The sequence below is a fragment of the Epibacterium ulvae genome, assembly GCF_018678075.1.
Taxonomy (GTDB): Bacteria; Pseudomonadota; Alphaproteobacteria; order Rhodobacterales; family Rhodobacteraceae; genus Epibacterium; species Epibacterium ulvae_A.
Genome location: NZ_JAHHIR010000075.1, coordinates 26,765 through 50,160 on the forward strand (window position 1 = coordinate 26,765; position 23,396 = coordinate 50,160).

Genomic DNA, 23,396 nt, shown 5'->3' on the forward strand with positions numbered 1-23,396 from the left:
GAAGCTTACGCTGCCGGTTCGGTTTTGTTCAGAACCTGCGCGATGGTGGATTGCACAACGCGTACTTTGACGCCTTCTGCCAGTTCCACTTCCAGTTCGCCGTCTTCTTTGACTTTGGAGACTTTGCCGATCAATCCACCTTGGGTTACGACTTGGTCCCCACGACGAAGCGCTTCGACCATTTTCTGATGATCTTTCATCTTCTTCTGCTGCGGACGGATCAGCAGGAAGTACATGATGCCGAAGATCAGAATTAGGGGGACAAACTGCGCAATGGCTTCCATCGGGCTTTCCTTCTGTAATTTACGCAACGGGTGCGCTCTTTATTTTGACGGGAACCTATGCGTTGACCGGTGGCTTTGCAAGGCAGATGCAGTCAGACTTGCGCTAAGTTGGAAACATCTGATTTGGCGCAAATGCAGCAACGCACTGGTTTGCGCCGCTCGCCCCTTTTCCTTTGTCCATCACTGCGGCATAGGATGAGGCACTGATTCAAATTAGCCAGGAGTAAGACCATGCACGACATTCGCGCAATCCGCGAAAATCCGACCGCCTTTGACGCCGCTTTGGCGCGGCGTGGGGATGCGTCGATCTCGTCTGATATTCTGGCCCTCGACGAAGAGCGCCGCTCCAAGATCCAAGCCGCCGAAGCGGCCCAGGCCGAGCAGAACAAAGCCGCCAAAGCCATCGGTGCCGCCAAGGCCAAGGGTGATGAGGAAGAGTTCCAGCGCCTGCGTGCTGCCGTGTCTGAGAAGAAGGCCGAAGTTGCGGCCATGCAGACCGAGGCCAAAGAGCTGGATGCCAAACTCACCGACATGCTGGCGCGCATTCCCAACATCCCTGCGGATGATGTGCCAGATGGCGCTGATGAAGATGACAATGTCGAGGTCAACCGCTGGGGCACCCCGGCGGAGTTTGCCTTTGCCCCTAAAGAGCATTTTGAAATCGCAGGCGTTGCGGCTGCTATGGATTTCGAAACCGCCGCCAAAATCTCTGGCGCGCGGTTTGTTCTTCTGAAAGGGGCCGTTGCCCGTATCCACCGTGCTTTGGCGCAGTTCATGGTCAACACCCATGTGGATGAGAACGAGTTGACCGAGGTTAACACCCCGGTTCTGGTGCGTGACGAGGCGATGTATGGCACAGACAAGCTGCCAAAGTTCGGCGAAGACAGCTATCAGACCACCAATGGCTGGTGGTTGGTTCCCACCTCCGAGGTGCCGCTGACCTATACGGTTGCCGATGAAATGCTGGAAGAAAGCGCCCTGCCGCAACGCTATACCGCGCATACCCTGTGTTTCCGTTCAGAAGCGGGCAGTGCCGGTCGCGACACATCCGGCATGCTCCGTCAGCACCAGTTTGAAAAGGTCGAGATGGTCTCAATCGTGCATCCCGACACCTCCGACGACGAACAAAAGCGCATGCTGGGCTGCGCCGAAGGTCTGTTGGAAAAACTGGGCGTCCCCTTCCGCACCGTTGTTCTGTGCACCGGTGATATGGGATTCGGCGCGCGGCGCACCTTTGACATCGAGGCCTGGTTGCCCGGTCAAAACGCCTATCGTGAGATTTCGTCTGTCTCCACCACGGGTGCATTCCAGGCCCGCCGGATGAACGCACGGTTCAAACCGGCTGAGGGTGGCAAACCTGAATTCGTTCACACATTGAACGGCTCCGGTCTGGCCGTGGGACGGTGTTTGATTGCGGTGCTGGAAAACGGCCAGCAAGAGGACGGCTCTATCAAACTGCCAGACGTGCTCGCCCCTTACCTGGGTGGCAAACTGACCCTGACCGCAGACGGCCAGCTGGTCTGAGGACAGACGAACCAGCAGTTACATTTCAAACCGGCTCCTTTATGGGGGCCGGTTTTTTTATGCCTTTTTGGTCTTTTTGGGTTTTGAGGATCCAGCGCCGCTTTTGGCCGCCATGATCGATTTGCCCTTGGCCTTTTCCTTGGCAATCGCTTTCTTTGCTTTGCCTTTGGTCTTTTTGGCTTTATTTTTGGCGTTTTCCTTGGCAACGGCAAATTCAGCGGCCAGGGCTGCGGCTTTCTTCTTGGCCTTGCGGGCTTTCAGCTCTGCCTTCTCAGCGCGTACTTCGGCGGCGATACGTGCGGCTTCGGCGGCGGCCAATGCATCGTCCAGCGCGGGCGCTTTGGGCGCAGGTGCCGCAACTGATTTGGGCGCGGGTTTCACCACTTTGCGGACCGTGCGTTTGGCTGCGGGTTTTACAGGGGTTGCGGCGCCGTTGGCCTTTACCATCGCAGCAGCGGCGGCTTTTAACTTGGGCGCGCGGCGCAGACCGATACCTGAAATTTCGGCCAATTCCCCAACGCTGAGGTTCGCGATCGCCTCTGCCGATGTGAGTTTCCCCGCCATCAAGGCCTTGGCCAAGGCTGGCCCAACACCTGCGATCTTCAAAAGCGCTGTCATTTCCCGTTCCTTCCAGTTTTACTTTTACCGTGACGCAATGACGTCATAATATCACAAATCACGCGCCATTTGGAAAGGGTACAAGGCGTTTTTTCTCTTCATCCCATAGTTTAAGGCTCATCGCGCGTATGGCTTCGCTGAATTTTATCCGCCGTGGCGCCATTTCGGCAGGCAGCGCGTAATGGCAGCGTCGCAATCGGTACGACGGGATGCGGGCGTTGAAATGGTGGATGTCATGCAGGGTGATATTGGCTACGGCCATGTCAAAGAACCAGCCGAAATCCAGACAGGAAGAGCCCACAAGTGCGGCCTCCACCGGGTTCAGATCCGGGCGTCTGTCCCAATAGGTGTCCTCGAAATTATGTTGAAGATAGACGAGGAACACGCCGATCATCCCGCCCAGGAATGAAAACGCCAGCCAGATTAGAACGCCGGGTGTCCCGGACAGACGGTAAAGCGTGTAGAGGAAGGCGATGATGACGAGGTTGTGCAACACCACTCCCGTTACGCCGAACTTCCAGGTGTTTTTCGGCCAGCGATACCGGACGAAATAGGTGAATGCTGCGCCCACCGGGACCAGCACCAATGGGTTTCGGTACAGACGATAGGACAGGCGATCGCGCCAATCACCAGCGTTCCATTCGGCGACCGTCATCGTGTGGATCTCACCTGTTTCGCGGTGTTCCAGATTGCCAATATTGGCGTGATGCAGATTGTGGTTCTGTTTCATCACTTCAAACGGGGCAAAGGTGAAGGGCGACAGCACGTGGCCTGCGACCTCATTCTGCCAGCGGGTTTCAAACAGCGAATGATGGCCGGTGTCATGTTGCAACACGTAAAGACGCACCGCCGCAAAGGCAAAGATCACACCGGCCGGCACTATGATGTACCAGCGATCGATCTGCGTGATTGAGACGTATAGGGACAGGAAATAGACGGCAAACGTCCCGAAATAGGTGGCCGCCGCCAGCCTGTTGTCCTTGGCGCAAAACTTCCGTGTATGTGCGCGCAAATCCATTGTGGCACCTACTCAAGATAAAAAGTCATCAAAATTCAGGACGGCAATCCGTCCTGTCGTTAACCTTCTGCCTTAATTTTGATCATGAAAACCGATCATGGCAAGCATTTAAATTTTTGAAAAACAATTGATATCAAACGCAAACGAACTAAAACGGGCGCCCCAAAGGAGCGCCCGCACGTTACAGGTGATAAAAATCTGGCGTTAATCCCTGCGCCCTTCAAGGTGTTTGCGAAGTTTTGACGGTGGCGCTTTTTTGCGTCCCTTATAGGGATTCTTGTCCCCCTGTCCGCGCAGCGTGATGCGAATCGGCGTGCCCGGCATGTCGAAATCCTTGCGCAGCCCGTTGACCAAATAGCGGGAATAGGCTGCGGGAACTTTGTCGGGGTGCGAACACATGACTACAAATCCCGGCGGGCGGGTTTTGGCCTGTGTCATATAGCGCATCTTGATCCGCTTGCCCTGTGGCGCTGGCGGCGGGTGCTGCTCCAACATGCCGGTCAGCCAGCGGTTCAACGCAGCTGTTGGGATCCGGCGGTTCCAGACCGTATAGGCGCGGATGATCGCATCGTTTAGACGGTCTAACCCGCGACCGGTCTTGGCAGAGACCGTGATCAGCGGCGCACCACGCAACTGTGGCAAGAGCCGGTCAAAGCTTTCTTTCAGCGCTTTGAGCTTGTCTTGTTTCTCGTCTTCGATGTCCCACTTGTTGACCGCGACCACCACCGCGCGCCCTTCGCGTTCGGCCAGATCGGCAATGCGCAGGTCTTGCTGTTCAAAGGGGATTGCAGCGTCGAGCAGGACCACCACAACTTCAGCAAATTTCACCGCGCGCAGACCGTCCGAGACGGAGAGTTTTTCCAGCTTTTCCTGAACCTTGGCCTTTTTACGCATGCCGGCCGTGTCAAAGATCCGCATTGGAATGTCGTTCCATTCCATCCGCAGCGAAATCGCATCGCGAGTGATCCCGGCCTCGGGGCCGGTTAGCAGGCGTTCCTCGCCCAGGATCTTGTTGATCAGAGTCGATTTACCTGCATTGGGCCGTCCGATCACCGCAACCTGCATCGGTTTGTCGACCGTGGGCATTGGAACTTCGTATTCGGTTTCTTCGTCCCAGTCGTCTTCGTCGTCCAGATCCACATCCACAACCGGATTGTTGTCGACTGCCTGGGCATCGAATTTTTCGGCCAGAGGCATCAGGATCGAATAGAGATCCGGCATCCCTTCGCCGTGTTCACCGGACAAGCGCAACGGTTCGCCCAGTCCCAAACCATAAGCTTCCAGCACGCCGGCCTCGGCTGCGTTGCCTTCGGCTTTGTTGGCGGCAAGGATCACATGCGCGGATTTGCGACGCAGGATGTCGGCAAACACCTCATCCGTGGGGGTCACACCGGTACGCGCGTCGATCATGAACAGGCAGATGTCAGCCATATCAACCGCACGTTCCGTCAAGCGGCGCATCCGCCCTTCGAGGCTGTTGTCGGTGGCATCTTCCAGACCGGCGGTGTCGATCACGGTGAACCGAAGATCGCCCAGTTTGCCCTCACCTTCGCGCAGATCACGCGTCACCCCAGGCTGGTCGTCAACCAACGCCAGTTTCTTGCCCACAAGGCGATTGAACAAGGTCGATTTGCCCACGTTTGGGCGGCCCACGATGGCCAGGGTAAAAGACATGGTTTCACACTTTCAGCGGTTCAGACGCGCCCCATAGCGCATCTTTGCGTCAACGGAAAGCGTGGAGTTCGCCTTTGGTCGACACAACATAAAGGGTTTGGCCTGCAACAACCGGTGCTGTTGTGGCACCGCCGTCGATTTCGACCTGTCGTGTCAGGCTGCCATCGGTCGGATCATAAAAGCGCAGGTAGCCGTCGTTTGATGCCACGATGACCTGCCCGCCCGCAAGGATCGGACCGTAATTTGCGACGATTTCCGCCCGTTTGCGCGGCTTGTCTTTGACAAAGCCCGGCAGACGCACAGTCCAGATCACCTCACCAGTGTCGGCGTCCAGTCGCAACAGACGATTGGTGTCGCTCACCTGAAACAGGCTGCCACCGGCGGGCCAGACCGGACCCAGCGCACCTTGGCGTGCGGTCCAGATCCGCAGGCCACTGTCGGATTCAAAGGCCGCGGTGCGACCACCGTGGTTGCCCACATAGATGCGACGGCCATCCACAACCGGACCACCGGTCACGTCATTAATCGTGCCAACGGTGCTGCCAACCCGTTCACCGCCAATCGAGGCCGCCCAGCGTTGGAAGCCCCCTTTGCGGAAGGTCGCGGTCAAGTCACCAGAACCAAAGGCAAAGACCGCCAGATCATTGGCGATCACCGGTGCCGGTGCGCCCAAAACGTTTGCTGGGCTGGGGCTTGCCTTGATCTGCCATGCGATACGGCCGTCTTTGGCGCGCACCGCCCAGCCGGTATCATCGCCGGCCACCAGATAGACCAGACCATCGCGCACCAGCGGCTGGCCAGATCCTGTTGCGTCAAGCTCTTGTTGCCATAGTTCGTCGCCGGAGCTGGCCTGCAGCGCGGTCAGGACACCAAAACCGGACGAGACGTAGACCACGCCATTGTCAAACGCGACGCCGCCGCCGGTGGCCTGACCTTCGTCGTCATTGGCCGGGACGATATCGCTTTGCCACAGCAGTTGACCTGCGGGCGAGACAGCGGAGACTTTGCCGCCACTGTCCAGTGTATAGACACGGCCGTCGCCCACAACGGGTTGCGCAGTAATCCGCTGACGGCGCTCATCTCCGGTTCCGATGGAGATCGACCAGGCTTCGCTGGGAGCCGCAGACAGGGCCGGATGCGCAGTGCGGAACTGCGACGTGCCATGGGACTGCGGCCAGGATTTGTTGTTGGTCTGTTTGGCCAGGCTGATAGCGCGGCTTTGGTTTTCGACCTTTGTCGCCTCTTCCGGGCGGATCGGTTCACGGATGCCTTGTAGGACCGGCTCTTTTTCGGTGCAAGCCACAATGATCAGCGCAAATGCAGTGCCGCACATGATGCGGCCCATACGAGAAATCGAGAACGCCTGTTTCATTACTGGCCCTTTGTCTTCGAACGTCAGCGGTTTTTTCACACAAAGTGAGGCGGTTAATCAACCATCCTGTGCAGATGCGCCCTCTGGAAGCCCACCAAGTGCCACAATCAACTGATTTGCACGGTCCTGAACGTCAACAGATACCGTCGCGTCATCCACGAGAGATTGAAGAAGCGCCAGCGCGCCGGCGGTATTGCCAGATTCGATTTCCAGCAGCGCCAGTTGTTCGGCCGCCAGATGCGCCAGCGGCGCGCCGGGCGCGGCCAGGGCGTTCAGCTGCAGGCGGCGCTCATCAATGCTGAGCGTATCGCTTTGCAGAGCCAGCGCTTTGAACGAGGCGATGTGACGATAGATCACCGGGATTTCACCGTTGGAGGCAATGGATTGATAGAGCGGCACCGCTGTGTCAATCTCACCCGCTTCGACCAATGCACCGGCGCGAGCCATATCAACCAGCATCGCGGCATCGGCGCCACCTGTCTGAACCGAGGCGAGGTTCTGCGCACGATCGGCAGCTTCGCTGGGCTCCACAGCGCTGATCAGCGCATCACCCAAGGTCTGCGCTGCGGCTTCTTCATTGGCGCGATTATATTCGCGAAGGGCGGTCCCACCCACGACAAGCACAACGGCAACTGCCCCAATCCAGCCATAACGGCGCAGCACTTTGAACAGCCGGTCGCGGCGGACCTCTTCGGTCACCTCGTCAATGAAACTGTCGGTATCGCTCATATGAAACCCCCTTCGGATCGCAGGCCTATTGCGGCAGGTCTGCAAGCTTTGGCCCGTCTTACCCTGCCCGTATCTACAAGCCAAGTGGCCCAATGTGTATTCCATACAAAGAAAAATGCATCATTGGCCTACAAATGTGATCTAAACCACTTAGTTTAGATGAGGCTACGCGTATATGTGGTATGCCGAATCTTTGCTTCGCGCCAAACTTCCTTTTGGATCGCCCGCTTCTTACCCAGTTGCGTTATCCACCATTTGCAGGGCTCACTACTATGCGTCTGATACCTATTTTGACCGCAATCATCGTCACCGCGTTCCTTTACATGCTGGTGATCGAGCGAGATTCGCTTTTGGCGTTTGCGCGCGGGGCCGAAGAAGACACCCCGCAGGACACCGCAACCGCTGAGTTGGACGCCACAGCCGAACCCAGCGAGGATACGGATAACAGCAAGGTCCGCGTTGTCGCCCTGCGCAGTTCTGCACGTGTGATCGACAGCGCCGTAATTTTGCGGGGCCGTACCCAAGCCAAACGCCAAGTTGAAGTGCGCGCCGAGACAACCGCCACCGTGATCAACGCGCCGCTGCGCAAGGGGATCCAGGTTCAGGCCGGCGAAGCGCTGTGTGAGTTGGACCCAGGCACCCGCCCCGCGCAGCTGGCGCAGGCACGCGCACGTCTAGCTGAAGCCAAAGCGAAACAACCCGAAGCTCAGGCGCGTCTGGAAGAGGCGCATGCCTTGCTGAAAGAAGCGCAGATCAACCTGACCGCCTCGCAGAAACTGTCAAAAGGGGGCTTTGCCTCTGAAACCACATTGGCCGGCGCCGAGGCGTCAGAACGCACAGCCATTGCCGCCATCGCCAGCGCCGAAGCGGGTCTGGAATCCACCAGCGCCGATATCGAAGCCGCCGCCGCAACCGTGGGTGAGGCCGAGAAAGAGATGGAGCGCCTGACGATCCTCGCGCCCTTTGATGGTCTGCTGGAAAGCGACACGGCGGAGCTGGGTTCCTTGATGCAGGCGGGATCGCTGTGTGCCACGGTGATCCAACTGGATGAGATCAAACTGGTAGGTTTTGTGCCCGAGGCCGAAGTAGACCGCGTAGAAATCGGCGCGCTTGCCAATGCCAAGCTGGCAACCGGCGCTGATGTTCAGGGGCGGGTGACATTTGTCAGCCGCTCCGCTGATCCGGAAACCCGCACGTTCGAGATCGATATCGTTGTGCCCAACGCAGACCTGAAAATCCGCGACGGGCAAACCGCTGATATCGTGATTTCCGCAGATGGCGCCCAGGCACATAAACTGCCGCAATCCTCACTGACCTTGAACAAAGAAGGCCGTTTGGGCGTTCGCATTGTCGGCGCTGAAAGCAAAGTCGAGTTTGTCCCGATCACCCTGTTGCGGGACACGGTCGATGGTGTCTGGCTGACCGGCCTGCCCGATCAGGCGGATGTGATTATTGTTGGCCAGGATTTCGTGACCCACGGCGTCCCAGTGGCTGCCACATATAAAGAGGCGTTCTGAAGATGACCGGCATTGTAGACTGGGCCGCCAGCCGCGCCCGCATGGTGATCGCCTTTATCGTGATCTCGCTCTTGGTGGGAGGATTTGCCTATTCCGCCCTGCCCAAAGAGGGTGAGCCGGATATTGAAATCCCGGCGATCTTTATCTCTGTCCCCTTCCCCGGCATTTCAGCCGAAGACGCCGAAACTTTGCTGGTCAAAGTGATGGAGACGGAACTGTCGGATCTGGATGGTCTCGACAAGATGACCGCCACCGCCTCCGAAGGTTATGCCGGTGTCGCGCTGGAATTTGATTTCGGCTGGGACAAGACGGCCATCATTGCCGACATTCGCGACGCGATGGACACGGCCGAGGCAGAGTTCCCCGAAGGGTCTGAGAAATATTCGATCACCGAGATCAACTTCTCTGAGTTCCCGATTGTGATCGTCAACCTGACTGGAGACGTGCCGGAACGGACCATGACGCGGGTTGCCAACAATCTGCAGGACGATCTGGAATCGCTGGATGCGGTGCTTGAAGCGGGTATCGCAGGCAAACGCGAAGAGATGGTCGAGGTGATCATCGATCCCCTGCGTCTGGAAGCCTATAACGTCACAGCGCTTGAACTGATCGAAGTTGTGCAGAACAATAACCAGCTGATTGCAGCCGGTGAAGTCGACAGCGAGCAAGGGTCCTTTGCGGTAAAAATCCCGTCGACCTTTGACGAGGTGCAAGACATCTATGAGCTGCCGATCAAGACCAATGGCGACCGTGTGGTGACATTGGGAGAGCTGGCCGAGATCAACTTTACCTTTGAAGACCGCGAAGGCACCGCCCGTTTTGATGGCGAGAACACGATTGCCTTGCAGGTTGTTAAACGGAAGGGCTTCAACCTGATCGACACCGTCGCCTTGGTGAAAGAGACCATCGCCGTCTCCCAATCGCGCTGGCCGGATGAGTTGCAGACCGCGATCACCGTCGGCACGTCGAACGACCAAAGCTACAAAGTCGGCTCCATGGTGAGCCAGCTGGAGGGGTCGGTCCTGACGGCGATTGCGCTGGTCATGATCGTGGTTCTGTCCGCTCTGGGCAGCCGTGCGGCATTGCTGGTTGGGTTTGCGATCCCAACGTCCTTCCTTTTGTGTTTTGCCTTCCTGGCGGTAATGGGCATCAGCATCTCAAACATCGTGATGTTTGGTCTGATCCTGGCCGTGGGCATGTTGGTTGATGGCGCGATTGTGGTGGTGGAATACGCCGACAAGCGCATCAAAGCGGGCGTCGGCCCGATGCATGCCTATGTGGAAGCGGCCCAGCGGATGTTCTGGCCCATTGTGTCTTCGACCGCGACGACGCTCTGTGCCTTCTTGCCAATGTTGTTCTGGCCCGGCGTTCCGGGTGAGTTCATGGGCATGTTGCCGGTAACGTTGATATTTGTTCTGTCCGCGTCGCTGATTGTGGCGCTGATTTACCTGCCTGTGATGGGCGGTGTCTCGGGCCGGATGAGCCGTAGTTTTGGCGTTCTGGCCGATATCCTGCGCGCGCGCCTGCCGTGGGTTGTCCGTGCGGCTCTGGTGCCCCTGTCGATGTGGGGCATGTTCACCGGCGCCATGCAGATGCTGAACCCGGTCTACATCATGCCCGAAGGCGCGCCCGGCGCTGTCGCCCTGTTGGTGGGTGGAATCCTCTTCGCGCTGACGGCTTTTGCGGCCTCTGTCACCCTGTCTGCGGTTGAACGTCAGGCACCGGAACAGGAACCGCAAACTGGCTTCCGCCTGAACGCCTTTGGCTGGTGTATCAAGCTGATCGCGGGCAATCCGGTGATGCCGATTGTGACGCTCGTGGTTGTCGGGATTGGCATTTCGACCGTCTTCAAAACGTTCGGCGAAAACAACTATGGCGTTGAATTCTTTGTCGCCACAGAGCCCGAACAGGCCACGGCGTATGTGCGGGCACGGGGTAACCTGTCGCTGAATGAAAAAGACGACATGGTCCGCATCGCCGAAGAGGTGATCAGCGAACACCCGGCGGTCATCAACGTATTCTCGTTCGCCGGTGACGGTGGGTTGAACACCGACAGCTCGGGCGCGTCGCTTCCGCCGGACACCGTAGGACAGGTCCAGTTTGAGATCATCCCATGGGACGACCGTCCCAAGAAGAAAGAAGAGCTGTTCGACGGCTGGTTCACCCGCGAAGTGACCGCGCCGGAATTTGATGGCGATTTCGTCATGGATGAGCTGAACCGGATGGTCGCCGACATTCCCGGGTTCGTGGTCGAACTGCGCGCCCTGGCGGATGGTCCAGCAGCGGGCAAACCGGTGCACCTGCGGATCCGCGGCGATGACTGGGGCCCCTTGCGTGAAGCAACCAATCTGGCGCGCGCAAAGTTTGACGAGATGCCCGGCCTGATCCAGCAAGAAGACAGCCTGCCCCTGCCCGGCATCGATTGGGAAATCGACGTGGATGTGGCGCGCGCGGGCCGTTATGGCGCCGATGTGGCAACCGTGGGCGCCATGGTGCAGCTGGTCACACGCGGCATCCTTTTGGGTGAAATGCGGATCAACAATTCCGATGAGGAAAGCGAAATCCGCGTGCGCCTGCCGGAAAAAGACCGGGTGCTGTCGACGTTGGACACGATCAAAGTGCCTACCGCAGGCGGCCCGGTTCCTTTGGCGAACTTTACCACCCGCCACCCGGTCCCCAAACTGGCCCAAATCGACCGGGTCGACCAACAGCGTTTCTATGATGTGAAGGCCGATTTCGAACCCGGCCTAAGCGCGCTGATGATCGGCGAAGGCGAAGAAGCCATTGAGCTTGCCTTGTTGAAATCGGTCGATGATGGCCAGGACGCGGGTTTGACAGCGCCCAATGGCAACCGCTTCGCTATCTCGGCGCTGACCGGTGCGGCAGACGCCCAAGAGGTCGAAGAGGCGCTGGCCGGTGACGGACGTCTGGTTCAGGTCAATGCAAACGAACGCATTGCCGCGCTGACCGCGTGGCTAGAGACCGAGCCCTTTGACAAATCCATCGCCTGGGAATGGACCGGCGATCAGGAAGAGCAGGAAGAGTCTGGTGCTTTCCTGTCCAAGGCCTTTGCCGGCGCTCTGGCACTGATGTTCGTGATCCTTCTGGCGCAGTTCAACAGTTTCTATAACTCGGTTCTGGTTCTGTTGGCGGTGATCTTGTCCACCACCGGGGTTTTGATCGGGATGATGGTGATGCAGCAGCCGTTCTCGATCATTATGACCGGGACAGGCATCGTGGCCTTGGCGGGGATTGTGGTGAACAACAACATTGTTCTGATCGATACCTATCAGGAATACAGCCAGCAAATGCCCCGGATCGAGGCGATCATCCGCACCGCCCAACAACGGATACGCCCGGTTTTGTTGACCACCATCACCACGATGGCAGGTCTGGCGCCGATGATGTTTGGCCTCAGCCTCGATTTCATCGGTGGCGGCTATACGATCGACAGCCCAACCGCCCTGTGGTGGAAACAGCTGGCGACCGCCGTGGTCTTTGGCCTGGGGATTGCCACCGTTCTGACCTTGGTTGTGACCCCGTCGCTGTTGGCGATCCGGGTCTGGGTGACCACCTATGCGGCGGCACTTGGTCGTCTGTTGGCACGGGTCTCTGGCGGCTCTGACAGCGCTGCAGCCCAAGACCGCCGTCTTACACGTGACGCGGGCGCGCTGACTTCGACCGAGATCCAGTGGGAAGAAACGCCGGCAAAACCCGAAAAGAAAGCTACAAAAGACGACGCCCCTTCCGGCTCGTTGCGTGCAGCCGAATAAGGATACCAACGCCCTGATCTAAAAAGCCCCGCCAGAGCGATCCGGCGGGGCTTTTTCTTTGTCCAGTAATGGGGCTCAGCGTTGTATGGCCATGACCGCGCTGCCGCCAAGCAACGTCAGACCGCCGCCCACATGCATGCGCCGTTGGGCGCGTTTGGACTGCAGTCGCGTGCTGACCCAGGAGGCTGCCAGCCCGTATCCGCCCAGAATGACCGCCACAACCACACTGGACGTGACCATGAGGATCAGGAATTGCGGCAAGGCGGCGACGTTTGGATTGATGAACTGGGCCAGGAACGCCATATAGAACATGATCGCCTTGGGGTTCAAAATACCGGTAAAGAAACCGGCGCGCCAACTGGCGGCTCCGGATTGTTTGGGGGCCAAAGCGGTTTCCTCCACCCGCCTCGCCGCGCGTAATTGTTGCAGGCCGAGGTAGGCCATATAGGCGACGCCTGCCCATTTCACGAGGGCAAAACCCATCGCCGAGGTCGCCAGGATCGCCCCTAACCCCACATAAGACGCGGTCATCACAAAGACACCGCCAAAGACATCGCCTGCCACACATAACAGCGCGGCTTTGCGTCCCTTGGCCAGGGATTGCCCGACAACCATCATCACGCTGGGCCCCGGTAAAAGGGAGATCACGGCCGTTGCCACCACATAGGCCAGCCATACGTCAAACGACATGCGCGTCCTTTCTTAGCAAATGTGCCCGGACGTGATTTGTACGTCCGGGTCAGGGGTTCAGATGACCCTAGGTCTCTTTGGGGTCGAGCGGAACATAAAGCGCACCGCCTTCGCGGAATTTTGCAGCCATCGCCTCCATCCCCTCTTTCTGGGCCTCGGCGCGGATGTCGTGGCTGATCCGCATGGAGCAGAACTTGGGCCCACACATGGAGCAGAAATGCGCCACCTTATGGGCCTCCTTGGGCAAGGTCTGATCATGAAATTCCCGCGCCGTATCCGGGTCTAGGGAGAGGTTGAACTGGTCCTCCCACCGGAACTCAAAACGCGCACGCGACAGCGCGTCATCGCGGCGTTGTGCGCCCGGCAACCCTTTTGCCAGATCCGCCGCATGGGCCGCGATTTTATAGGTGATCACCCCGGTTTTCACATCATCACGGTCCGGCAAACCCAAGTGTTCCTTGGGCGTCACGTAACACAGCATCGCACAGCCAAACCAGCCGATCATCGCCGCACCAATGCCAGACGTGATGTGATCATAGCCCGGTGCGATATCCGTGGTGAGAGGCCCAAGCGTGTAGAACGGTGCTTCGTGGCAGCACTCCAATTGCTTGTCCATATTCTCTTTGATCTTGTGCATGGCCACATGGCCCGGCCCTTCGATCATCACCTGACAGTCCTTGGCCCAGGCGATTTTGGTTAACTCACCCAGGGTCTCCAGCTCGGCAAACTGGGCTTGGTCATTTGCATCCGCGATGGAGCCGGGGCGCAGACCGTCACCAAGCGAAAAGCTCACATCATATTGGCGGCAGATGTCGCAGATCTCTTCGAAATGCTCGTATAGGAACGACTCCTTGTGGTGGTGCAGGCACCATTTGGCCATGATCGAGCCGCCGCGCGAGACGATACCTGTCACTCGCTCAGCCGTCATCGGGACCATGTGCAGGCGCACGCCGGCGTGGATGGTGAAATAGTCCACCCCCTGCTCTGCCTGTTCGATCAGCGTGTCGCGAAAGACCTCCCACGTCAGGTCCTCGGCGATGCCATTCACCTTTTCCAGGGCCTGATAGATCGGCACCGTTCCGATGGGCACCGGGCTATTGCGAATGATCCATTCGCGCGTGTTGTGGATGTTGCGACCGGTCGACAGATCCATCACCGTGTCCGCGCCCCAGCGGATCGCCCAGACCAGTTTGTCGACCTCTTCCTCCATCGACGATGTCACGGCGGACGTGCCCATATTGGCATTGATCTTCACCAGGAAATTGCGCCCGATGATCATCGGTTCCAACTCGGGGTGGTTGATATTGGCAGGGATGATCGCGCGGCCCGCAGCAATCTCGGATCGGACAAATTCGGGCGTAACATAGTCGGGGATATTGGCACCAAAGTCATTGCCATCACGGTGACAGGGCGAGGTCTCGCGCAGTTGATTTTCGCGGATCGCCACGAACTCCATCTCGGGCGTGATGATCCCGGCGCGAGCATAGGCGAGCTGTGTTGGCGCCAGCCCGTTGGTGGCGCGCAGCGGGTCGGCCACTGTCGGAAACTCCGCCACCAGCCGGTCCCCTTCAACAAAGCCGTTGTCCGCAGGTTTTACGGCGCGGCCCTGGTAGCTCTCAACATCAGCGCGTGCCCAGATCCAGTCAGCGCGCAGGGGTTTCAGCCCGTCGCGAATATCAGTCTGTACCTCCGGATCCGTGTAAGGACCGGAGCTGTCATAGACCGGCAACGGCGGCTCTGCGGCGGTGGGGTGGGTGGCGATTTCACGCATCGGGACGCGGATGTCGGGGTGCAATTCGCCCGCGACATAGATCTTGCGCGAGGCAGGTAGTCCGCCCGTGGTGATTTTCGGATTGGGGACGTTCATGTGGTGCTCCTTAAGGCAGGGCCGCGCAATACGGCTCATAAAGGTCACCAGCGATTTTGGGTGGGAGGCAGCTTGGGATGTACGGGTCCCAAGGTGTCAAAGAATGCACATAGAGAGGCTGTACAATCCTCTCCAGCGATCCCTTTTTGCTTCCTACGCCAGTCTCAACTGGGTCAGGTTCAAAGGGTCGCGTCACCGGTGGGTCGCCCCATCTGTCTGCCTCTCAGTCCCCTCGGCGGGACTCCCCTGCGTGTGCTTTGGGTAGCAAGCAAAACCTTTGGTGGTCAACCGCAATAATGAGTGCCAGCGGGAATTTGGGGGGCACACCTGTTGGAATTAACCGCTTTGGCACGGCAGCATTTGTCGCAAATTCATTACCTTATAGCGCTAAGTTAACATACCATAAGGCAATCAAAGCCGCGCAAAATCTCGGGCAAAAGAGGGACGCGATGCCCCGGTATCAAAGCTATTTCATCTGCACCGCCCCTCGCAGCGGCAGCACGTTGCTGTGTAAAATGCTGAGTGAGACAGGGATTGCCGGTCATCCAAAATCTTATTTCCACCGCCCGTCTCGCAGCGCATGGGCGCAGTATTTGAACCTTCCCGAAACACCGGAAGTGTCTGACCAAGAACAGTTGACACGACTGTTCGCCACGGCCCGAGAGCGCGCGAAAAACGGCATATCGATCGCAGGATTTCGTCTGCAGCGGCATAGTTTCAACTATTTCATAGATCAGTTGGCGCTGTGTTGTCCTGAGCACCGGACCACCGCTGAACGGATCCAACACCTGTTTGGTCGGACGCTTTTTGTACATCTGACCCGGCGCGACAAGCTGGCGCAAAGCGTGTCCTACATCAAAGCCGAGCAAACGGGATTGTGGCATCGCCATGCGGATGGGCGTGAACTGGAACGTCTGGCACCGCCTGCGCAACCTCGCTTTGACCGCACCGCAATTGCCCGCCAGATCGACACGATGGAAAGTTACGATCGTGACTGGTTGGCCTGGTTTCGCGCGGAAGAGATTTCGCCCCATGCCATCCAATACGACGATCTGTCGGTCGCTCCGCAGGACGCGCTGGGGGATCTATTGGACAAGCTGGGTCTGGACCCGCGTGCCGCCCAAACCGTGCAGCCCCCTGTCGCGCGTCTGGCGGATGACGTGAACCAGGACTGGATCGCACGTTTCACACGCTGCTGACCGTCCAACCGCCAATGGCCCTGCACTGCTGCAGGGCCTGGGTCATGACAAAAAGACCTTGGGGGGAGTCTGATCATGACAGTGGGCGCAGGTGGGGAGGAGACTACGCGCCACAAGGGTTTTATCCGCTGAACACCAGATAGCCTGCGTCCACCGCGGCGGTGACTTCAGACTCGTCGGCCTCCCCGTCGCCATTCACGTCGATCAGCCCAAAGGTCTCGGGCGTGATGGTCGGAAAGGCGACCTGCATCTCTTCCAAGGACAGCGACCCATTGCCATCGACATCCATTTCAACGGGGATGCTGTCCGCAAACGCAGGGGCTGCGATCAAAGTGCTGGCCAGAAGAGCGTATGAAAAATTGCGTGTCATGGGGTTCTCCACAAGATTGAGAGTTTGTCTGCTCCGAGGCATTGCCCTCGAAGCTGTGGAGACCTTAGGCCACGCCAGTTTACCGCCACTACCCTTGCTCGGCGCGACGGCGATTTCCGGCGTGTGCACGCGTGAAAGGCGGTGTCAGATCGGCGGCAAAACGCAGGTCCAAACCTTGGCCCGGACGACGCGCTGACACTTGCCGACCGTTCTGTGCGATTTCAGCCAAGAATGGCCCAATCGCCGCCTGTTGTCGTTAGGCGGCGTCCTGTTCGGATTGCTGACGGTGCCACAGATGCGCATAGCGACCGTTCTGTTCCAAAAGCGCGTAATGGGTGCCAACTTCGGCGATCTCACCCTGTTCCAGCACCACGATCTTGTCCGCTTCAGCCACCGTCGACAGGCGGTGCGCAATGGTGATCACGGTGCGCCCCTGCCCGGCGCGCGACAGCGCTTCTTTGATCTCCTGCTCGGTGTCGGTATCCAGCGCTGATGTCGCCTCATCCAGCAGCAGGATCGGTGGGTTCTTCAACAGGGTGCGGGCAATGCCGACGCGCTGTTTCTCGCCTCCCGACAGCTTGAGCCCGCGTTCGCCCACCTGCGTGTCATAACCATCAGGCAGTCCCACGATGAAGTCATGGATCTGCGCATCACGCGCCGCCTGTTCCACCTGTTCCTGCGTCGCCCCATCGCGGCCATAGGCGATGTTGTAGCGGATGGTGTCATTGAACAGCACAGTGTCCTGCGGCACCACACCGATAGCGTGGTGCAGGCTTTTTTGGGTGACGTCGCGCAGGTCCTGTCCGTCGATTTTCAACGCACCACCGGTGACATCATAAAAGCGGAACAACAAACGCCCGATGGTCGATTTCCCCGACCCGGTTGAGCCAACAATGGCCACCGTCTGGCCACCGGGCACGTCCATCGACACGCCTTTCAAAATCTCACGCGCAGGTTCATAGGAAAACCGCAGGTTCTCAAGCGAGATAGCGCCTTCGGACACTTTCAGGTCCTTTGCATCCGCTTTGTCAGTGACATCTGCTGGCTGTTCCAAGAGGTCAAACATCTCACCCATGTCGACCAGGCTTTGGCGGATCTCGCGGTAGACCGAACCGAGGAAGTTCAACGGCACGGTGATCTGGATCATATAGGCGTTGACCATGACAAAATCGCCGACGGTCAGGGCACCGTTCTGCACGCCAATCGCAGCCAGCACCATCACCCCCACCAGGCCCGACGTGATGATCAGGCTTTGGCCAAAGTTCAGGAACGCCAGGGAATACGCTGTTTTGAGCGCAGCTTGCGCATAGCCCTTCATCGCCACGTCGTAACGTGCGGCCTCACGGTCTTCGGCGACGAAATACTTGACTGTTTCATAGTTCAGCAGGCTGTCGATGGCCTTCTGATTTGCGTCTGTGTCCTGTTCATTCATCTTGCGGCGCAGTTTTACGCGCCATTCCGTGACGGTGAAGGTAAACAGCACATAGGCCGCAATCGTGCCCACCACCACGACCAGATACGAAACGTCGAACAGCACGGCGAGGATGACCGCCACCATAAACAGCTCAAGAAACAACGGCCCGATCGAGAAGATCAAGAACCGCAACAGGAACTCGACCCCTTTGACGCCGCGTTCAATGATCCGCGACAGACCACCGGTTTTACGGGTGATGTGATAGCGCATGGAGAGGCGGTGGATATGGGTAAATGTCTCGAGTGCCAGTTGCCGCAGCGCCCGTTGCGCAACCGGCGCAAAGATCGCATCGCGCAGTTGCTGCATGCCAATGGTCGCCACCCGTGCGAGCCCATAGGCAACCGTGAGGCCAATCGCACCAAGCGCCAGTGTCGACACGCCTTCGCCTGCTAGATGATCCACCGCGCCTTTGTACAGAACCGGCGTATAGACCGCGATGATCTTGGACAGGACCAGAGCCGCCATCGCCAGACAGACACGGATCCGCACCCATTTGGGATCTTTGGGCCAGATATAGGGCGTTACGCGCCGGATGGTACGCCACCCGGATTGTCGCATTTCATACGACGAGGGCGGCTGTTTCGAGCTCATGCTACGCATACATTATCCTGACTGGACCCAAATGGCCTGTCAGGCTTAGGTCTTGGCTGCGGATGGAACAAGTAAAACGCGCCCCAAAGGGCGCGCCACAGTTCTATCTAAGCATTTGTGTTATTCAGGCAAGTTAAAGATCTGACCAGGATAGATCAGATCCGGGTTCCGGATCGCCTCTTTGTTTGCTTCAAACACCCGTACAAACAGGAATCCGTCGCCATAACGCGCCTGCGAAATCGCCCAGAGTGTGTCCCCTTTTTGCACTGTGACGGCCCGCACGGTGGTCCCAACTGCGGGCGCGCCGGGTTCTGGGGCTGGCTGCACCAGGACCTCGGGCGCTTCGCGTTTGAAGGGCGTCTCAAGGCGGCTCAGCACCTTGCCTTCGAGAGGGTCAATCTCATCCAGACGCAGGGTGTAGATGCCGGGTGCAACACCATCGAGCCCGGTTCGCCAGCGACCGCTGACATTCGTGCGCACATCCACCACAGGAACGTTGTCGATATAGACACGGACCAAGGCGGCAGGACGTGCACGCCCCGTCAGCAACACATCACCGGTCGGCGTATAGCTGATCGCATCCAGCGCCACTTTATCCGCCAGCTCCGGCGTCGACGGAGCCACGGGCTGCACAACCTCCACCCCTTCGGGGCCGGTGCGCAGGACGGCAATCGCGGCGGATTGCGGTTTGGGCGCTTCCTGTTCCTGCGCGGCAATCGGTTGATTTGCGCTCTGTGTCGTCGGTTTCGGAGCTGCAGGTGTCTCTGTGGTGTTTTGGGTTTGCAACAGCGCCAGGGTTTGTGGGCTGTCACCGGCCTGCTCTTCCGCTGTTGTCTCAGTTTGGGTCGGAACGTTTGCCGGGGCCAGTTCTGTCACCGCTTCATTACCGATCTCCGGCGCAACGGGCACCACGGGTTGAACGGGCGGTTCAACCTCGGCGACGTGCTGGGGCTCATCTGCCACGATCGGTTCGACTTGCGGCGCGGTGGCTGGCTCGGCCTCTGCGGCCTCTGCGACTTGCTCTGGCTCGGCTTCAGCCTGCGCAACCTCGGGCGCAGCGACCTCGGCGGGTTGGTCCGCAACCGGTGCAGGCTCCGCGGGTGTTTCGACGGGGGCTGGCGTCACGTCGGCCTCGGCCACGGCAACCGGTGTCACAGGGGCCAGAATGAAGCTGACGTCCGAGTTGGCAATCTCTTCCCCCGCTCCTGCGGCGATGGTCACCACACGCGGCTGGGTGGCGGGTTCCACAACCGGGAACGCCACGAATTCGCCGCTGCCAGATGCCGCAACCTCTTCGATCACTGTGCCATCCAACAGGATCATAACGCGTGATCCTGCCAGCGCGCGCCCAGCGATCAGACCTGCGCCATCTGGGTCAAAGCGGATCACATCAATCTCGGGCGCTTGTAGTGCGGCGGTGGGCTCAGCAGCGGGTTCGCCAGCGGGGGGCGCAGCCGGCGTTGCGATTTCATCCGCGACGTCGTCAGGACCGACCGTATCTGCTTCGGCTGTTACTTCGGGTGCGGGTTCCGCGGTCACTTCAGGCGCTGTAACCGTTGGTGTAACTGGGCTCACCTCAGTTGTGGTTTGCTCGAGTTCAGTGTCGGGTTCAGCCGGTGTGGCCTCGACGGCGGTGGTTTCGGTTTCCTCTGCCTCGGCATTGTCGACTGTCTCAACAGTTGGTGCGGGCGCTGGCGCAACCGGCAGTTCCACTGCGGTTGTTTCCGGCTCAACCTGTACAGGTTCCGATGGTACAGCTTCGGGTGGCGCGACGGGTGGCGTCACAGTTGGCGCTGGCTCAACCGGCACCTCTGCGCTGGGTTGTTCCGCGACCACAGGTGTTTCTGCCACGTCCTCTGAGCCGTCAAAGACGCCGAATTGCGTCAGCACAACGCCTCCAACGATCACAACAACAGTTGCGATCCCCGCGATCGAAAGCGCCCCCACGCCTCCTGAGCCGGATGTTTCCGCCATGGTATTCCTTCCTTCACACGGGCTGTCACCCCGCTTCTTGTTGAGCCGCAGACCGGGACTCGTTATCAGTGATCTAAGCCAGCCGTATTTCATTACGCAGCAACAGCAAAGATCCGCCGAATGACAATTAGTTCCGTATGTGTGTATTGTGGCTCCCGTTTTGGGGCAAGCAAAAGCTTCGAATCAGCCGCAGCGGCTTTGGGCCGTGGTCTGGCCGCTCAAAGAATGCGCTTGGTCTATGGGGCGGGCGATGTGGGGCTGATGGGCACCGTTGCGCGGGCCGCGATGGGAGCTGGCGGCGAAGTCTTTGGCATCATTCCGGAACATCTGGTCAAACGCGAAGTTGGCAAATCCGATCTGACGACCTTTGTCGTGACCGAAACCATGCATGAGCGCAAGAAAGTCATGCTGTATAACGCCGACGCCGTCGTGGTCCTGCCCGGCGGCATGGGGTCATTGGATGAGCTGTTTGAGGCCATCACCTGGCGTCAATTGGGGCTTCACGACAAGCCGATCTTTATCTTGAATATCGATGGCTATTGGGAGCCGTTGCGCAGCCTGATCGACCATGTGATCGATCAGGGCTTTGCCGGGGCGGATGTGGATGACACGCTCACCTGGGTTGACACGGTTGATGAGGTTCTGGCCAAGCTGGCCTAGCGCATCCACAGGCGTTAGACGCCTGCGATTTCCACCACGGTGATTTCCGGCACCACGCCAAGTCGGATCGGCAGGATCGAACAGCCGATGCCGCCTGAGACGATCAGATCACGCCCGTTTTCCTGGATATGACCATAGCGGTAGCGGCTGCCAAAGCGGCGCGACACGGCCGGGGCCCAGCCAAAGATCTGCACCTGCCCGCCATGTGTATGACCCGATAGTGTCAGCGACACACGCTCTGGCACGCGCTGAACAACATAGGGTTCATGGGCCAGCAGGATACAAGGCGCGCCGTCATCGTCGACCTGCGCCATGGTTGCGGGCAAATCATCCAATCCCTGAAACCGTCGACCATTGGCGGTGCGTCGCCGCAATGCGATCTGATCCTCAAGCCCCGCCAGCCAATAGCCGTCTTTCTTGAGTGCTTGGTTGGAGAGCACTGGAATGCCAACCGCCTCAAGCGCGCCGCCGTATCGGCTTGGCCCACCACCACGGCGTTGGGCGGCGCGGTCGTCCCACCAGTCGTGATTGCCCAGCACGGAATACACCCCCTGCGGCGCCTGAAGCTCGGCAAGGATTGGGGCTGCGTCTTCGATCTCAACCGGTTTGGATATATATTTATGACCGGGCGCAAAATCCCCCAGCAGCACAACCAGATCCGCATTCACCGCATTGGTGCGGCGCACGATCTGTTTCAATCGGCGCAGGCCCACATAAGGCTCGCCGAGGTGGATATCGGTGATGATCGCGATCTTGAGAGGTTTGCGGGTCCAGTCTTGGCGCGCGACCCGCCAGCGTTTGACCCGCAAGCGCAGCGCAGGTTCGATAAAGAAGCCATAAGTCGCCGCAAAAAAGCCTGCCAGGATGGTTCCCAGCAGGCCTTTTAGAACAGTGCGTCGCGAAATCACGCGTGCGCTCCGATTACAGGCGCGATGCCACGTTTTCCCAGTTCACCAGGTTGTCCAGGAAGTTGGACAGGTAAACCGGACGCTTGTTGCGGAAGTCGATGTAGTAGGAGTGTTCCCAAACATCACAGCCCAGCAGCGCGGTCTGACCAAAGCACAGCGGGTTCACACCGTTTTCGGTCTTGGTCACTTTCAGGCCACCATCGGTGTCTTTGACCAGCCAGGCCCAGCCAGAGCCGAACTGACCAGCGCCCGCAGCAGAGAACTGAGACTTGAATTCGTCAACCGAGCCAAAGCTTTCAACGATTGCTTTTTCCAGCTCACCCGGCATTGCCGCGCCGTTTGGACCCATCATTTCCCAGAACTGGTTGTGGTTCCACAGCTGGGAGATGTTGTTGAAGATGCCGTTTTGCGCAACAGCGGATTTGTCGTAGGTGCCGACGATGATCTCTTCGAGGGTTTTGCCATCCCACTCAGTACCCGCGATCAGCTTGTTGCCGTTGTCCACATAAGCTTTGTGGTGCAGATCGTGGTGGAATTCCAATGTCTCTGCGGACATGCCTTTGTCAGCCAGCGCGTCGTGTGCGTAAGGAAGATCGGGAAGTTCGAATGCCATAGTGAGGCCCCCTGTCGAAAAAGTTGCGTTTCTGGGACGATAGATGATCGCAGCCCGCTCTCAGGTCAAGTCCGTGGTGACACGAATTGCAGCTTTCAGCGCTCTTGGCATCGGCAAACCGGCAAATCTGTCACGCCCCCTTTGCGACTCTTGTCTCGCGACAAGCGCCATTGGTCTGCACAAATTGGCTCTAACTCTGTAACCCGCAGGAACCGGTCCCTTGATCGGTGTTGTCTGCACCCACCACCTGAATAGTAACAAAGGCTTTGTTGCGCGCCTTTCGGTGGACCAGGGAAATCTTCAAATCCAGACGCGAGCCGCCAGAAAACTCCATCCGGTCAATGGTCCAGCGGGCGCGCAACAGTTTGGATGTATCGCTGACAAAGTCGGCCTTTTTCGGTGGCTGCTTCATATGGATCAGAAAGGGATCAATGATCTCGGCCGTGCCTGCCGATTGGACGTTCACCAGCACTTGTTTTGGGATCACGTTATTCCTGCCGTGATCTTTGAATTTACAAAGATAGGTTTCAGCCTGTGCAGA

At 58.5% G+C, this 23,396-nt stretch carries 19 protein-coding genes; 5 read left to right on the forward strand and 14 right to left on the reverse strand.

Translation table 11 applies throughout. The features are described 5' to 3' along the window. Positions 1-5: 5 nt before the first annotated feature. Positions 6-284 (reverse strand): preprotein translocase subunit YajC, encoded by a 279-nt coding sequence (yajC, locus tag KMP13_RS16355; RefSeq protein ID WP_215267052.1) that lies wholly within the window; start codon positions 282-284, stop codon positions 6-8. A 231-nt stretch (positions 285-515) separates the two neighbouring features. On the opposite strand from yajC, the gene serS reads away from it, so the two are divergent. Further along, positions 516-1,808, forward strand: a complete 1,293-nt coding sequence (gene serS / locus KMP13_RS16360; protein WP_215267053.1) for a serine--tRNA ligase — start codon at positions 516-518, stop codon at positions 1,806-1,808. A gap of 57 nt (positions 1,809-1,865) precedes the next feature. On the opposite strand, the gene KMP13_RS16365 is transcribed toward serS, so the two are convergent. From KMP13_RS16365 to KMP13_RS16385, 5 genes are all read right to left on the reverse strand, one after another. Continuing rightward, a complete protein-coding gene (locus tag KMP13_RS16365; RefSeq protein ID WP_215267054.1) occupies positions 1,866-2,426 on the reverse strand; it encodes a helix-hairpin-helix domain-containing protein in 561 nt (186 codons plus the stop codon). A gap of 58 nt (positions 2,427-2,484) precedes the next feature. Beyond that, positions 2,485-3,444, reverse strand: a complete 960-nt coding sequence (locus tag KMP13_RS16370) for a fatty acid desaturase (RefSeq protein ID WP_215267055.1) — start codon at positions 3,442-3,444, stop codon at positions 2,485-2,487. A gap of 204 nt (positions 3,445-3,648) precedes the next feature. Further along, positions 3,649-5,118, reverse strand: a complete 1,470-nt coding sequence (gene der / locus KMP13_RS16375) for a ribosome biogenesis GTPase Der (protein ID WP_215267056.1) — start codon at positions 5,116-5,118, stop codon at positions 3,649-3,651. A gap of 49 nt (positions 5,119-5,167) precedes the next feature. Continuing rightward, on the reverse strand, positions 5,168-6,490 hold the full coding sequence (locus KMP13_RS16380; protein ID WP_251363907.1) for a PQQ-like beta-propeller repeat protein: 1,323 nt from the start codon (positions 6,488-6,490) through the stop codon (positions 5,168-5,170). A gap of 57 nt (positions 6,491-6,547) precedes the next feature. After that, the gene (locus KMP13_RS16385; RefSeq protein ID WP_215267057.1) at positions 6,548-7,219 is read right to left on the reverse strand and encodes a hypothetical protein; all 672 of its coding nucleotides are present in this window, start codon (positions 7,217-7,219) and stop codon (positions 6,548-6,550) included. Positions 7,220-7,491: 272 nt separating this feature from the next. Here KMP13_RS16385 and KMP13_RS16390 point away from each other — a divergent pair, with 272 nt between their 5' ends. Both KMP13_RS16390 and KMP13_RS16395 read left to right on the forward strand, forming a co-directional pair. Further along, a complete protein-coding gene (locus KMP13_RS16390) occupies positions 7,492-8,736 on the forward strand; it encodes an efflux RND transporter periplasmic adaptor subunit (RefSeq protein WP_215267058.1) in 1,245 nt (414 codons plus the stop codon). A gap of 2 nt (positions 8,737-8,738) precedes the next feature. Next, a complete protein-coding gene (locus tag KMP13_RS16395) occupies positions 8,739-12,509 on the forward strand; it encodes an efflux RND transporter permease subunit (RefSeq protein ID WP_215267059.1) in 3,771 nt (1,256 codons plus the stop codon). Between the two features lie 75 nt (positions 12,510-12,584). Here the strand turns inward: KMP13_RS16395 and KMP13_RS16400 are convergent, their stop codons facing one another. Both KMP13_RS16400 and thiC read right to left on the reverse strand, forming a co-directional pair. Next, entirely contained in the window at positions 12,585-13,199 is a 615-nt protein-coding gene (locus KMP13_RS16400) for a LysE family translocator (protein WP_215267060.1), read from the reverse strand. A 67-nt stretch (positions 13,200-13,266) separates the two neighbouring features. Then, positions 13,267-15,066 (reverse strand): phosphomethylpyrimidine synthase ThiC, encoded by a 1,800-nt coding sequence (thiC, locus tag KMP13_RS16405; protein ID WP_215267061.1) that lies wholly within the window; start codon positions 15,064-15,066, stop codon positions 13,267-13,269. A 449-nt stretch (positions 15,067-15,515) separates the two neighbouring features. Between thiC and KMP13_RS16410 the strand changes: the two genes are divergently transcribed. Next, positions 15,516-16,265 carry a Stf0 family sulfotransferase gene (locus KMP13_RS16410; RefSeq protein ID WP_215267062.1) on the forward strand — a complete coding sequence of 250 codons (750 nt, stop codon included), beginning with the start codon at positions 15,516-15,518 and terminating at the stop codon, positions 16,263-16,265. Positions 16,266-16,386: 121 nt separating this feature from the next. Here the strand turns inward: KMP13_RS16410 and KMP13_RS16415 are convergent, their stop codons facing one another. From KMP13_RS16415 to KMP13_RS16425, 3 genes are all read right to left on the reverse strand, one after another. After that, on the reverse strand, positions 16,387-16,635 hold the full coding sequence (locus KMP13_RS16415; RefSeq protein WP_215267063.1) for an EF-hand domain-containing protein: 249 nt from the start codon (positions 16,633-16,635) through the stop codon (positions 16,387-16,389). Between the two features lie 256 nt (positions 16,636-16,891). Then, the gene (locus tag KMP13_RS16420; protein WP_435370367.1) at positions 16,892-18,700 is read right to left on the reverse strand and encodes an ABCB family ABC transporter ATP-binding protein/permease; all 1,809 of its coding nucleotides are present in this window, start codon (positions 18,698-18,700) and stop codon (positions 16,892-16,894) included. 120 nt (positions 18,701-18,820) lie between these two features. Beyond that, entirely contained in the window at positions 18,821-20,674 is a 1,854-nt protein-coding gene (locus tag KMP13_RS16425) for a LysM peptidoglycan-binding domain-containing protein (protein ID WP_215267065.1), read from the reverse strand. 120 nt (positions 20,675-20,794) lie between these two features. Between KMP13_RS16425 and KMP13_RS16430 the strand changes: the two genes are divergently transcribed. Continuing rightward, on the forward strand, positions 20,795-21,334 hold the full coding sequence (locus tag KMP13_RS16430; RefSeq protein ID WP_215267066.1) for a TIGR00730 family Rossman fold protein: 540 nt from the start codon (positions 20,795-20,797) through the stop codon (positions 21,332-21,334). A 14-nt stretch (positions 21,335-21,348) separates the two neighbouring features. On the opposite strand, the gene KMP13_RS16435 is transcribed toward KMP13_RS16430, so the two are convergent. The 3 genes from KMP13_RS16435 to KMP13_RS16445 all read right to left on the reverse strand — a co-directional run bounded on the left by KMP13_RS16435 (position 21,349) and on the right by KMP13_RS16445 (position 23,342). Next, positions 21,349-22,242: a metallophosphoesterase gene (locus tag KMP13_RS16435; protein WP_215267067.1), complete on the reverse strand. Its 894-nt coding sequence runs from the start codon at positions 22,240-22,242 to the stop codon at positions 21,349-21,351. Between the two features lie 13 nt (positions 22,243-22,255). Further along, positions 22,256-22,855 (reverse strand): superoxide dismutase, encoded by a 600-nt coding sequence (locus tag KMP13_RS16440; RefSeq protein WP_215267068.1) that lies wholly within the window; start codon positions 22,853-22,855, stop codon positions 22,256-22,258. A 190-nt stretch (positions 22,856-23,045) separates the two neighbouring features. Next, on the reverse strand, positions 23,046-23,342 hold the full coding sequence (locus KMP13_RS16445; RefSeq protein ID WP_215267069.1) for a hypothetical protein: 297 nt from the start codon (positions 23,340-23,342) through the stop codon (positions 23,046-23,048). Positions 23,343-23,396: the final 54 nt, after the last annotated feature.